Genomic DNA, 12,583 nt, shown 5'->3' with positions numbered 1-12,583 from the left:
GAAGTAGGGCGACGTTCGCTCGGGACCGCTCCGGCCCGGGTCTCACATTCGGCCGAGTGGACCCGCGGCCTTGACCCGGACCCGGACCACCGGCGTGGTCAGGTAGGCCATCGGGACCTCCTCGACCTCGACGATCTCCACGGCGGCCGGATCGGCCCCCGCGCTGATCGCCTCGTCCCGGGCGGCGGCACAGGCGAGGTCGATGACCTCCTGGCGGTCGCGGCCCGCGAGCTCGAACACCTTGTCCACCTGGCCGGACACCGAGGCGGTGGCGGCCCCGATGGCATTGGCCACGTCGTAGTGCTCCGGACGGACGATCCGGGCGACGCCGGGGATCTCGTCCGGCAGGATCACGCTCCCGCCGCCGACCGCGACCAGCGGGACCGGCCCCCGGGCGGTCTTGATCTGGTCGGTCGCCACGAAGAGCAACTCGTCGGCCTTGGCCAGCGCCGCGCGGAGGAGGTCCTCGCGGCCCGCCACGGCGCCCGCGTCGCCGAACGCGGCGCGACCACCCGCCACAGCCGCGTCGGAGAGGGTGGGAGTCGAGCCGCCGAAGACCAGCGCCTCGTCCCGCAGCCGGTAGCCCACGCTCTCCGGCCCGACGACGACGTCGTCGGGGGTGCCGGTGACCTTCGTCCCCCCGCCGACGGCGATCGCGACGAGATCGGGCATGCGGAAGTTGGTCCGCACACCGCCGATGTCGGTCGGAGTGCTGGACTCCCGTGGGAACCCGTTGATCAGCATGCCGACGTCGCTCGACGTGCCGCCCACATCGACGACGACGGCGTCGGCCACGTCCGCGAGGTAACAGGCGCCGCGCATGCTGTTGGCCGGACCGCTGCCGATGGTGAGCACCGGGAACCGCAGGACGTAGTCGAGTCCCATCAGGGTCCCGTCGTTCTGGGTCAGGAAGGCGACGGCATCGATCCCGTTCCGCGCCAGCGCGGTGGTGAGACCGTGGACCACCTTGTGGGCCACGCCGACCAAGGCCGCGTTGAGGATGCAGGCGTTCTCCCGCTCCAGCAGGCCCAGCGCGCCGATCCCCTGGGACAGGCTGACCGGGATCTCGGTGCCGAGCACCTCGCGCACCACCTGCTCGGCGAGGTGCTCGTGCTCACCGGACACGGGGGAGAACACCCCCGAGATCGCGACCGCCTCCGCCCTCCCCGCGACCTTCTCCAGGAACCGGGCCACCTCGTCGCGTTGGAACGCGGCCAGTGGGCGCCCCGTCACCTCGGAGCCGCCCGGAACCACCGCTTCCCCCGCCGAGACGACCTGGCGCAGCTCGTCCGGCCAGTCCGAGAACGGCGGGATCGAGAGGGTCGCGGGGGCCCCGATCCGGAGCACCGCCACCTTGAGCAGGTCGCGGTGCTCCAGGATCGCGTTCGTCGCGTGGGTGGTGCCGAGCATGACGTGGGTGATGCGCTCGGTGGGCTGGTCGACCTGCCCGAGCACCACCTCCAGCGCGGCGGTGATCCCGCTGGTCAGATCGGGCGTCGTCGGGGTCTTGTGCTTGGCGAGCAGACGGTTCGCAGAGTCGAGGACGACGGCGTCGGTGTTGGTACCGCCGACGTCGATCCCGATCCGGAGATCAACCGACCCGGGCATGGCGGTCCTCCACGGGGACGTAGTCGAGGTCGTAGCCGAACGCGCGCGGGCCGACGGTGGCGAGCCCGCGCTCGGTGCGCCACTGGTCCGGCGCTCGGAAGACGCCGACGACGACGCGCTGGCCGTACCGGATGTGCTCGGTGACGATGCCGTGCGCCGAGTGCCGGTCGAGCAGCGTGATGATGTCCGGGACGGTGGCCAGCGCTTCGCCGTCCTCCATCGCGACCAGGTTCTCGTTCTGGAACTCGATGCGCACCAGACGCCCCGCGTCGTGCTCGATGCCCTCGATCACCGCGGAGCCACGGACGAAGCCGCCTGCCGTGCGCCGATCGACGTCCACGACCTTCCCGGTCAGCAGCGGGTAGAGGTCCAGCTGAGCGTCGAGCGCGCGGAACGGGTCATCGGTCGCGGTGCGGATCGTCCGGCCGATCTGCACCGCCCGCGACACGGTGCCGCGGATCAGCGGGGTCGCCGCGGTGCGGGCGCTCATCGGGTAGAGCCCGGCGCACGCGCAGCCGCCGAGGGTGGACACGGCGTTGCGGGCCAGCCGCTCCATCCACACGTTGTCGCTCGGCTCGAAGGTGAGCACCTGGGAGCGCTCGTCGACGATCACGCAGGGCCAGGAGGGGATGTCGTAGAGGTGCGGGGTGCACATCTGCAGCTCGGGGAACGCGCGGCCCATGAGGTCGCCGTCCACGAGTGGCAGGCCGGTCTGCGCAGCCCAGGCCACCGGCAGGACCCCGTTGATGCCACCCATCTCGACGGGCATCAGGGCTGCGACCGGGCGATCGAGCCGGGCCTCGAACGCGGCCCGGATGACGTCGCCCTCGTTGCCGTTGGGGATCTTCTCGACCATCACGGTCGGGGCACCGATCATGCTGGCCGCGATGACGAGGCTGTCGGGATCCAGGGAGTCCAGGACTCTCAGGGGCACCGGGCCGGTGCGACGTACGGCGTTCAGCGCCATGAGCAGCCCGATGCGCGGATCGCCGCCACCACCGCCCGCCAGCACCGTGCAGCCCACGGCCAGGTCACGGATGTCCTGTTCGTCGAGCTTCTGGGGGTCCTTCGTCATGGCGAGGACGCTACGGCCTGCTCAAGCCCCACTCCATAGGCAGAAAGCCAAGGATCGGCTTCGATTTGTGCAGGACGCTCATCTGTGTCCAGCTGGAGACAGGGATGTTTCCGGTCTCGACCGCTCCGGGCGGGCACCATACTGTGCAGGTGAACAGTCTCGACTCGGTCATCGGCGAACTCGATGTTCGGTATCCCGGCTCTGTCGAGGTGCTCGTCGGCCCGACGGACATCGAGGTCGGCGAGGTCCGTCTCGTGGAACGGACTGAGCAGGTGGACGATGCCCCGGTGGGTGCGCTGCTGGTGCTGGAACGCGGGCTCGCCGCGACACTGGGCGGTGGTTACCGGTTCGACGTGCTCGTCAGGCGGGCGGCGGCTCGCGAGGTCGCCGCGCTGGTCCTGCTCCTCCCCGCGGACACTACGCTGCCCATCACGGCCGCGACGCTCGCCCGCAGGGCGGGGGTGGCGGTCATCCGGCTGGCCCCCGAGGTCGATCTCACCGCCGCCGTCGCGTCGATGGTGCGGCACGCCGGCCACCAGCTGAGTGTCACCCTCGACCGCGCTCGCGCCGTGTGCGAGATCATCGATGCCGCGACCATCGACGACGTGGACGCCCTCCTCGATCGGGCCGGCCTGCTCATCGGTACCCCCATCCGGCTCGGTGCCCGCCCGGATGCCGACGTGTTGGCGGTGCGGAGCGACCATGAGGGCGCGGACTCGTGGTTGTGGACCGAGCGGGCCCGGGACCCGAGCGCCGACACGCTCCTCGAGATGGTCCTGTGGCGGGTCGCCGCGGAGACCGGGCGACTCGCCGCCGAGCGTGCCCGCTCCGAGCAGATGTCCCGCAGGTCCGGTGGTGAGGTGCTGGTCCAGCTGGTCGAAGCGGACCGGGCCGGCCGGGCCGCCCTCGCCCCGTCGGCCCGGCGGCTGGGCATCCCGGTCGACGGCTGGCACATCGTGACCCGGGTCGAGACGGACAACCTGCTCGAGGTCGTCGGGGACGATCTGGCGGCCTACGAGACCCGGGACGCACTCGCGGCGGTGGCGCTCAAGGCGGCGTCGAGCCTGCCCGGACGCTGGCACATCGGCCACGACCCGGCCGTGCTGCTGCTGTTGTGGACCGTCGACGAGCGGCCGGAACAGGAGGCTCTCGCCCGGCTGCAGCATCAGCTCGAGTTCGTGCTGAGGGCGCTGCTGGGGCGCGTCGAAGGGCTGCGGCTGTTCTGCGGCGTCGGGGCCCCCCATCCCGGCCTCGCGGGGCTGGCAGGCAGCGCGACGGAGGCGCGCCTGGCGGTCTCGTCCGCCCGGTTCCGGCGGCGGAGCAGCACCCCGGTGCCGTTCGACTCGATGGGGATGCGCGCCACGCTGCTGGAGTGGTACGGCTCGCCGATCGTCCAGCAGTCCATCGACCGCCTCTTCGCGCCGATCGCGGACCTCTCCCCGGCCAAGCGCCAGGCGATGATCGACACCCTCTGCACCTATCTCGATCTGCAGGGCTCGGCGGCCCGCGCCGCCGAGGCACTGCATCTGCACCGCAACGCCGTGCGCTACCGGGTGCAGCGTGCCTTCGAGGTCCTCGGGATCGATGAGGACGACGCCGACCAGCGCCTCTTCCTGCACCTCGCCTGCCGAGCGCAGCGGCTCGGAGAGGTCGACATCTGAGGGGGTCACACTGCACCGCTCTCGTCGACGATTCGCTCCATCTGTGGTGCTCCGGGCGGCTGGTCTCGTCATATGGAGGACGTGTGTCCGAAACACTTCGGCGAGCTGCACAGAGTTCCGCAAGACTCTGGCTGCCCGCCCATGGTGTCCGTTCCCGTCCCTGCCTAGCGTCGGTGTCGATCGATCAGCCACGCGTCTCCCGTCGCCTGACCGCCTCGGTCGGCCAGGAACAGGAAGGACCCACCACCATGTCGGACTCCGCCGCCCGCGGCACACGCCTCCTGAGCGAGGTCCTCTCCAGCCAGGACCCGTACCCGATCTACGAGGAGCTCCGCGAACTCGATGAGGGCGTGCACTGGTCCGAGGAGTTCCAGGGGTGGTTCCCCAGCCGTGCCGCGGACCTCCGGCGGATCGGTGAGAACTCGAAGGTGTACTCCGGGGATCTCAGCGATCCCAAGGGCACCCTCAACCGCTACGATCCGAGTGACCCGCGGCAGAACGACTACGGCGAGATCTCCTCGAGGTTCCTCTTCTTCCTCGAGCCGCCGGAGCACACGGTGGTCCGCTCCGCGCTGCGCCACGCCTTCACCCCGCGGGCCATGCTCGGGTGGCGCACCGTCGTCGAACGGATCGTCGACGGCCTGCTGGCGGAGTTCTCGCACGGCGACGAGACCGATTTCGTGGAGACGCTCTCGACGAAGATCCCCATCGAGGTGATCTGCACGATCCTCGGTGTTCCGTCCGAGGACTTCCCCATGTTCGTGGCCATGACCGACGCGGTGATGCTCACCCTCGACCCCGCGATCCAGGGGGAGAAGCGGGTCGAGGTCCTCTACCGCGCGGCCGAGATGGTCGACTACATGAACGAGCTCGCGGACCTCCGACAGAAGGATCCGAAGGACGACCTGATCTCCCAGATCGTCAACACGCCGGTCCAGGACGGAAAGCCGCTCGACCGCAAGACCGCTGTCTCCCAGGCGGTCATCCTGCTCGTCGCAGGCAACGACACCACCAACAGCCTGCTGGGCAACACGATGGGGATCCTGCTCGACCGCCCGGAGCTCCAGCGCCGGGTGGCCGAGGACCTGTCACTCGTCTCGCCCCTGATCGAGGAGTCGCTGCGGTACGCACCGCCGTTCCAGTTCGAGACTCGGAAGGCGACGCAGGACCACATACTCGGCGGTCGCGAGATCAAGGCCGGTGACGCCTTCTTTCCGTTGATCGCGGCGGCGAACCGGGACCCCCGGGAGTTCGACAACCCGCTGGAGTTCGACATCGACCGCGAGAACAAGCGGCACCTCTCGTTCAGCCACGGGATCCACTTCTGCGTCGGTGCTCCGTTGGCGCGCATGGAGGGCATCGTAGGAATGACCAAGGTGCTCGAACGCTTCCCCCACATCTGCGACGGCAGCGCGCCTCGCCGGCCACGCGTCGACAACATCAATGCCCGCGGCTGGAAGAACCTGCCCGTGGCGTTGCATGAGTGACGCGACGTCCCTGTATCGCTGACGACCGTCGCAGGTCGACGGACGCAAGCGTCCATCATCTCCCACAGAGGCAGCCAGCTCATGACGTTCGTGATCGGCTCAGCGTGCATCGACGTACTGGACAAGTCGTGCATGGAGGTCTGTCCCGTCGACTGCATCTACGTCGGTGCGCGAAAGGCGTACATCGACGCCGCGGAGTGCATTGACTGTTCGGCCTGTCTGGGCGTCTGTCCGGCCGACGCGGTCTACTCGGCGGACGACGCGGGCGCCACTCCAGACGGGGAGACCTTCGTCGCCGATTCCCGCACGTTCTTCGACTCGCCCCTGCCTGGGAGGGCGGCGCCTGTCGGAGACCCCGGTGGGGCGCTGCTGAGTGGGGACATCGGAGTGGACACGCCCCTGGTCGCGTCGTATCCGGTGGAGGACGGGCAGCGATGAACCGAGAGGTCGCGCTTCCCGAGGGAGGGCTCGGCGAGCTGCGCGAGGCCGATGCGGGTGCCCGAGCCGCACCGATCCCACCGATGCGAACGCTCGGTGAGGTGGAGCAGGCCGGGCTGCGCGGCCTGGACCCGGTCATCGCGGCGTTCCTCCAGGGTGGCAGTGGGTCAGAGGTGACCCTGGCCCGCAACCAGCGCGCGTTCGATCAGATCCGGTTCGTCCCGCGCACGATGTCCGGGCTCGCGTACCCGTCGGCGGCGACATCGCTGTTCGGCAGGTCGCTCAGCATCCCGGTTCTCACGGCACCGTTCGGCGCCGACGGCTACTTCCATCCGGACGGCCATGTGGCCATCGGCCGGGCCAACGCGAGATTCGGCACCTGCTCCATCGTGCCGGAGGCGGGCACCCACTCGGTGGAGCAGGTGGCGGCGGCGGCACCGAGCTCGGCGCTGATCGGGCAACTGCACCCGATGGGCTCGGAGGTGAACTTCCTGTCCATGGTGCGCCGCTACGAGGCGACGGGCTACCGGGCCCTGTGCCTCACGGTCGACTGCCCGACGCCCGGCTGGCGCGAACACAACCTGCGCCACGCCTTTAACATCGACAATCGGGTGGTGGGCGGGAACTACCCGCCGGGCGCCGAGATCGACATGGAACGCGCGCTGGGCCAGCTCCACGCGCAGACCGAACCGGTGTGGTCCTGGGGCAAGCTCGCCGAGCTGATGACCGCGACATCCCTGCCCTGGGTCGCGAAGGGGATCTTGACCCCCGAGGACGCCCTGGCCGCGACCACGGCAGGAGCCGCAGGTGTAGTGGTGTCCAACCACGGCGGCAGGCAGTTGGACGGGGTGAGCTCGGCCGTGGAGGCCCTGCCGTCGATCGTCTCCGCGCTCGCGGGCGGGAGCGTGGTCCTGCTCGACAGCGGCATCCGACGCGGGAGCGACGTGGTCAAGGCGATCGCACTGGGCGCGGACGCGGTCCTCGTCGGCAGGCTGAGTGCCTATGGGATCGCGGCAGGGGGAGAGGAGGGCGCCTACCGCGTCCTCGACCTCCTTCGACAGGAGATCGAGACGACGCTGGTCCTTCTCGGGCGCGGTGACATCACCGACCTCGGCCGGGACGCCGTGACCTTCGGGAAGGGTTGGGACGGATCATGAGCAGGTTCGAGCGCACCGTTGGCCAGTCGCCCATCCTCCCCGGCACGGTCAGCGCGAACGGCCTCGTGTTCACGTCGGGGCTCATCGCACCCGCTGCCTTCGCGGCGATCACGAGTGGTGCAGTGGTCCCCGCGAGCCGGCAGATCGTCGACACGGTGGCGACGCTGCGGGCGACGCTGGCAGCGGCGGGTGTCGGTGTGGAGGACGTCGTCAAGGTCAACGCATACCTGTCGTCCGCCGATCTGACCGCGGACTGGAACGACGCCTTCCTCGGTGTCTGGCCGGGCGGCGGGCCGGCTCGGACGACGTTGGTGGTGGGCTTCACCAGCCCAGCGGTCCATTTCGAGCTGGAGGCGGTCGCCGCCACGCCGTAGCGGCCGGACGACGGGTGCGTAGGTCCTTCCCTGGTGCTGGTAGCCGTCGATCCACCGGCGGAGGCCCGTCGGTGCGCAGCCCGTGGAGCCGCGCGGCCTGGCTGAAGCCGCAGACCCTGGCGGGCGAGCAGCTCGGCACTGGTCTCGCTCGCGGCAGTCAGCATGCATCGTTGGACCGACGACATCACCGAGGCGGCCTGCCCGCTGGCTGGCATGGCTCGTGGCATGAGTCCTGCGTTGTGGCAGGGAAATGAGCGCGTACGGCGTCGCGAGGTGTGCGATCGGTGCTGGTCGAGCGCTGAGCGACGCACGTCGGTTGCCTCGTAATGCTTAGGTCTGGGGTTCGACTCCCCAAGGCGGCTCCGCCACCTACCAGCCACAACGCTGGATTTGCATGATCAGTCTCGGTCGAGCTGGTTGCGTTTCTGGTTGCAGTTAGGCCCTACGGGCCCGTCGAAGAAGCGCGGCCACGACGGCCACGGTGTGGGTCTTCCAGCAGCCGATCCAGCTGAGGACGGCTCCCCGCGCCGGCGGTGGAGCTGCGGGTCGTAGGTGTTGTAGGGCGGGGTGGACGAGGTCGCCGTCAGCCATCGGAACCTCACAGCACCGAGTCCATCCGGGCGGCGGCGTCGCGGGCGGTCTCGCTGGCGACGTGCGTGTAGCCCTCGGTGGTCCGCACGGGGGGGACGGCCGCCCACCCACTGAGGGTCCAGCGCGGCCGGCCCCCGCTCGTTGAACGCGTGGATCACGTCGCGCACGGTGTCGGCGTCCGCGGCGATCAGGCGGGCGATCGCCGGGACCGGGGTCCCGGAGCTCGAGGCCATGATGATCGTGGCCCGCCGGACCCGGATCGAGGTACCTCGCCCGCGGCGCACGATCTGGGTCAGTCCGGCCCTCGTAATCGGATAGTCGTCGTGCCCTGACCGGGTTCGCCACCTACGTCACGCCCTCCATCTCGCCGTAGGTCGAGATCAAGACTGAGAGCAGCAGCCGCTCACCCCGGGACGCCGGGCGGCGTGTCGCCAAACCCGGCAAACCTATGTGGTCAGCGCACTACGTGGGAAAGGGGAGCCCTGTCCGCGCGGCTCAGCCCTTGAGCTCGGGGAACTCGTCGTCTCGCCACTCGGCCTTGGCCGCCACGTCCGGCTCGGTCTCCTCCCGGCGGCGCAGGTCGACCCGGCGGATCTTGCCGGAGATGGTCTTCGGCAGCTCGTGGAACTCGAGCCGTCGCAGCCGCTGGAAGGGTGCCAGGTTCTGGCGGGCGTGCCGCAGGATCGCCAGCGCCGTCTCCCGGTTCGGCTCCCACCCGGCGCTCAGCGCGACGTACGCCTTCGGCACGGCGAGCCGGACCGGGTCCGGCGCGGGCACGACCGCGGCCTCGGTGACCGCGGGATGCTCGATCAGCACGCTCTCCAGCTCGAACGGCGAGATCTTGTAGTCCGACGCCTTGAACACGTCGTCCGTGCGGCCGACGTAGAAGATGTACCCGTCCTCGTCCCGGGTGGCGACGTCGCCGGTGTGGTAGTAGCCGCCCTCCATCGCCTCCGCATTGCGGTCCGGGTCGCCGAGGTAGCCGACCATCAGGCTGGTGGGGTGCTGGGAGAGGTCGAGGCAGATCTCGCCCTCGGTCGCGGACGGCTGCCCGGTCGTCGGGTCGACGAGGACGACCGGCACACCCGGCAGCGGGCGCCCCATCGAGCCGGGCTTGACCTCCGAACCCGGGGTGTTGCCCACGCTCGCGGTGGTCTCGGTCTGGCCGAACCCGTCGCGCAGTGTCAGTCCCCACTGGGCGCGGACCTGCTCGATGATCTCGGGGTTGAGCGGCTCGCCCGCGGCGATGCCCTCGCGGAGCGACCCGGGGCCGCCGGACAGGTCGGACTTGATCAGCATCCGCCACACCGTCGGCGGCGCGCAGAACGTGGTGACGCCCGCGGCCCGGATCCGGCTGAGCAGGGCGGCCGGGTCGAAGCGTGAGTAGTTGTAGACGAAGATCGACGCCTCGGCGATCCACGGCGCGAAGAAGCAGCTCCACGCGTGCTTGGCCCACCCCGGCGAGCTGATGTTGAGGTGGACGTCGCCGGGCTGCAGGCCGAGCCAGTACGTCGTCGTCAGGTGGCCGACGGGGTACGAGGACTGGGTGTGCTCCACCAACTTCGGCCGGCTCGTGGTGCCCGAGGTGAAGTACAACAGCAGCCGGTCGTCCGCCGCGGTCGCCGGGTGGGGGAGGGGGGTGTCCGCCGCGAGGGTGGAGTCGGCGTAGTCGAGCCAGCCCGCCACCCCGCCACCGACCGCGACGAGGGTGAGCCCGTCGGCGATCCCGTCGAACTTCGGCGCGTCCGCGGAGTTGGCGACGACGTGGCGCGTGCCGCCGCGCGCGATCCGGTCCGGCAGGTCCGCCGGGCCGAGGGCCGTGGTCGTCGGCATGATGACGGCGCCGAGCTTCATCACCGCGAGCATGGTCTCCCACAGCTCGACCTGGTTGCCGAGCATGATCATCACGCTGTCGCCGCGCCGGACCCCGTGGTCGCTCAGCCAGTGCGCCACCTGGTCGGACCGGCGGCGGAGCTCGTCGAAGGTGTACCGGCCCTCCCGTCCGTCCTCCTCCACGATGTGCAGCGCCGTCCGGCCGTTGCCGACCGCGATCACGTCGAACCAGTCGTGGGCCCAGTTGAAGGGGCCCTCCAACGAGGGCCACTCGAAGGTGGCGACCGCCTCCCCGTACTGCGTGCGCAGGGCGAAGAGCCGGTCACGGGCCGACCGGTAGCGCTCGTGGTTGGTCGGTGCTGACATGCGTCGTTCCTCTCGGGGTCGTTCGGGATTCAGGCGAGCAGGGACATCAGGACGGACGGGGCCTGCGCCGCGCCGACCAGCGGCGCCCACCGCGCGCCGCACCGGCGGGCCAGGGCCTCGGCCTCGTCGGTGTCCTCGGCCGGCGCCATGATGAGCAGCTCGGCCAGGGCGTCGGCCGCCGGGAAGGGGTCCTGGTCGTCGGTCGCCCGGCAGTCGGAGAGCAGGACGACCACCTTCCGGGCGGCGGACGTCCGGCCCAGCTGCTCGTGGGCGGTGCGCAGCGCACCCGCGAGGCCGGTGACCCCGTGCCCGCGCAGCCCCAGGACGGAGTCGACGACCGCGGCGGGCGTGGTCGTCGAGGCCATCGGGCGGATCACCGTGGGCTCGCGGGCGAAGGAGACCACGGCGTGGTCGCCCGGCGCCCGCCACACACAGGCCGCGGCCGTCAGCGCGGCCGCGGCCAGCCGACTGCCGCCCATCGAGCCGGAGGCGTCGACCAGCAGGCACAGGGCCAGGGCGGGCCGGGCCCAGTTCCGCGCTGTGAGGTCGTCGAGGGCCGGTGCCCGCCCGGCCGCGCGGGCCTCGGCGATCGCGGGGAGCGAGGCGTCGAGGTCGAGGTCACCGCCCCGGTCGGCGGGCACGGCCCGCAGGCGTCCGATGCCCCGGTCGCGTGGGGGCCCGGTGCGCACGCGGTCGAGCACGATGCGGCCCGCGAGGGTGCGGGCCGCGGCGCGCAGCGACTCGTCGGTGGCCGAGGCCATGTCGGCGAGCAGCGCCAACGCCTCGTCCGGGTCGTCGGCGAGGGCGGCGTCGAACGCCTCCGGGTCGAGCGTGCCGACCTCGGGGGAGATCTCGGCGAACCGGGCGTTGCGCGCGAGCTGCGCGCGCGGGGTGCTCCGTCGCCCCGGCGTACGGCGGGGCCGGGACGGGGGGACGTCGCCGTCTGGTGAGCCCGCGGGGCGCGGGCTCACGCTCCCCCCGGCGCATCACCCCCGGCCGGGTCGGCGTCGTCGCGATCGGTGTCGTCGGCGTCGGGCTCGGCGCCGAAGACGGACTCGTAGAGCTCGCGCACGACCTGTTCGGCGGAGCGCGTGCAGGACTCCTGCAGGCGGATACGACCGGACAGCGCGACGAGGGCCGCGTCCAGCCCGGCGCGCCAGTCGACCACGTCGACACCGCGCCGGTGGCTCAGGGTGGCGGTGATCCGCACGAGGTCGATGGCGCCGCGCACCGAGGACCCGATGCGGACGTCCGGGTGCTCGCGGGTGGATCGGACGAGCTCGACGGCGCGGGAGCGCCACCCGTCCGGCACCGCGGGAGCCCGCAGCCCGACGACCGTGTCCTCGTCCGCCGCGGTCTGGTAGCCCATGGTGATGCGGCAGACCCGGTCGTAGATCGCGGACGAGATCCGCGCCGTGCCGACGGCGTCGAACGGGTTCATCGCCGCGACCAGCCGGAACCCCGGTCCGGCACCGATCCGGCCGAGCCGGGGGACGTGCAGCTCGCCCTCGCTCATCACCGTGAGGAGGACGTTGAGCGTCTCCTCCGGGATGCGGTTGACCTCTTCGACATAGAGCAGCGCGCCCGAGCGCAGCGCCTCGGCGAGCGGCCCGTCGACGAAGGTCTCGGGTCCGTAGCCGCGGTCGAGGACCTGCGCCGGGTCGAAGTGCCCGACCAGGCGGGCGGGGGTGAGCTCGGCGTTGCCCTCGACGAAGACGAAGGGGACGTGGGCCCGGTCCGCGACCGAGCGGAGCAGAGTCGTCTTGCCGGTGCCCGGCGGCCCCTCGAGCACCACGTGCGCCCCGCTCTCCAGCGCGGCGTCGAGCATCTCGACCTCGTGGGCGCGACCGACGACGGGGGTGGCCGCGGAGGGGCCGCCGGCCGGGCCGGACGCCGAAGCGTCCGGCCCGAACCGGGCGGTGAGTGTGCTCATCAGTGCTCGTGGATCAGCACGCCGCGGACGTTCTTGCCGTTGAGCAGGTCGTCGTAGCCC

At 71.2% G+C, this 12,583-nt stretch carries 11 protein-coding genes; 5 read left to right on the top strand and 6 right to left on the bottom strand.

The genetic code is table 11. From position 1 onward, the window contains the following. Nucleotides 1-42: 42 nt before the first annotated feature. Entirely contained in the window at nt 43-1,608 is a 1,566-nt protein-coding gene (locus tag ABD993_RS33740) for a hydantoinase/oxoprolinase N-terminal domain-containing protein (protein ID WP_345427277.1), read from the bottom strand. Then, nucleotides 1,592-2,683, bottom strand: a complete 1,092-nt coding sequence (locus ABD993_RS33735; protein ID WP_345427275.1) for an S-methyl thiohydantoin desulfurase family protein — start codon at nt 2,681-2,683, stop codon at nt 1,592-1,594. The genes ABD993_RS33740 and ABD993_RS33735 overlap by 17 nt, the downstream gene beginning before the upstream one ends. 149 nt (nt 2,684-2,832) lie before the next feature. On the opposite strand from ABD993_RS33735, the gene ABD993_RS33730 reads away from it, so the two are divergent. The 5 genes from ABD993_RS33730 to ABD993_RS33710 all read left to right on the top strand — a co-directional run bounded on the left by ABD993_RS33730 (nt 2,833) and on the right by ABD993_RS33710 (nt 7,800). Then, nucleotides 2,833-4,344, top strand: coding sequence for a PucR family transcriptional regulator (locus ABD993_RS33730; RefSeq protein ID WP_345427273.1), 1,512 nt, complete (start codon nt 2,833-2,835; stop codon nt 4,342-4,344). A gap of 248 nt (nt 4,345-4,592) precedes the next feature. Further along, on the top strand, nt 4,593-5,831 hold the full coding sequence (locus ABD993_RS33725; protein WP_345427271.1) for a cytochrome P450: 1,239 nt from the start codon (nt 4,593-4,595) through the stop codon (nt 5,829-5,831). Between the two features lie 81 nt (nt 5,832-5,912). Further along, nucleotides 5,913-6,269 carry a ferredoxin family protein gene (locus ABD993_RS33720; RefSeq protein WP_345427269.1) on the top strand — a complete coding sequence of 119 codons (357 nt, stop codon included), beginning with the start codon at nt 5,913-5,915 and terminating at the stop codon, nt 6,267-6,269. Further along, complete coding sequence (locus tag ABD993_RS33715; RefSeq protein WP_345427267.1) at nt 6,266-7,426, top strand: alpha-hydroxy acid oxidase; 1,161 nt, start codon at nt 6,266-6,268, stop codon at nt 7,424-7,426. The genes ABD993_RS33720 and ABD993_RS33715 overlap by 4 nt, the downstream gene beginning before the upstream one ends. After that, nucleotides 7,423-7,800 (top strand): RidA family protein, encoded by a 378-nt coding sequence (locus ABD993_RS33710; RefSeq protein WP_345427265.1) that lies wholly within the window; start codon nt 7,423-7,425, stop codon nt 7,798-7,800. Before ABD993_RS33715 ends, ABD993_RS33710 begins: the two co-directional genes overlap by 4 nt. Before the next feature lie 398 nt (nt 7,801-8,198). Here ABD993_RS33710 and ABD993_RS33705 read toward each other — a convergent pair whose 3' ends face one another. The 4 genes from ABD993_RS33705 to ABD993_RS33690 all read right to left on the bottom strand — a co-directional run bounded on the left by ABD993_RS33705 (nt 8,199) and on the right by ABD993_RS33690 (nt 12,523). Further along, on the bottom strand, nt 8,199-8,624 hold the full coding sequence (locus ABD993_RS33705) for a helix-turn-helix domain-containing protein (protein WP_345427263.1): 426 nt from the start codon (nt 8,622-8,624) through the stop codon (nt 8,199-8,201). A gap of 262 nt (nt 8,625-8,886) precedes the next feature. Then, entirely contained in the window at nt 8,887-10,590 is a 1,704-nt protein-coding gene (locus tag ABD993_RS33700; protein WP_345427261.1) for an AMP-binding protein, read from the bottom strand. Nucleotides 10,591-10,619: 29 nt separating this feature from the next. Beyond that, entirely contained in the window at nt 10,620-11,561 is a 942-nt protein-coding gene (locus ABD993_RS33695) for a VWA domain-containing protein (RefSeq protein WP_345427259.1), read from the bottom strand. Further along, nucleotides 11,558-12,523 carry an AAA family ATPase gene (locus tag ABD993_RS33690; protein WP_345427257.1) on the bottom strand — a complete coding sequence of 322 codons (966 nt, stop codon included), beginning with the start codon at nt 12,521-12,523 and terminating at the stop codon, nt 11,558-11,560. The genes ABD993_RS33695 and ABD993_RS33690 overlap by 4 nt, the downstream gene beginning before the upstream one ends. Nucleotides 12,524-12,583: the final 60 nt, after the last annotated feature.

This window comes from Pseudonocardia xishanensis (assembly GCF_039541715.1).
GTDB classification, from domain to species: Bacteria; Actinomycetota; Actinomycetes; order Mycobacteriales; family Pseudonocardiaceae; genus Pseudonocardia; species Pseudonocardia xishanensis.
The sequence above is the reverse complement of the archived record's forward strand: the minus strand, read 5'-3'. Positions and strand labels throughout refer to the sequence as shown.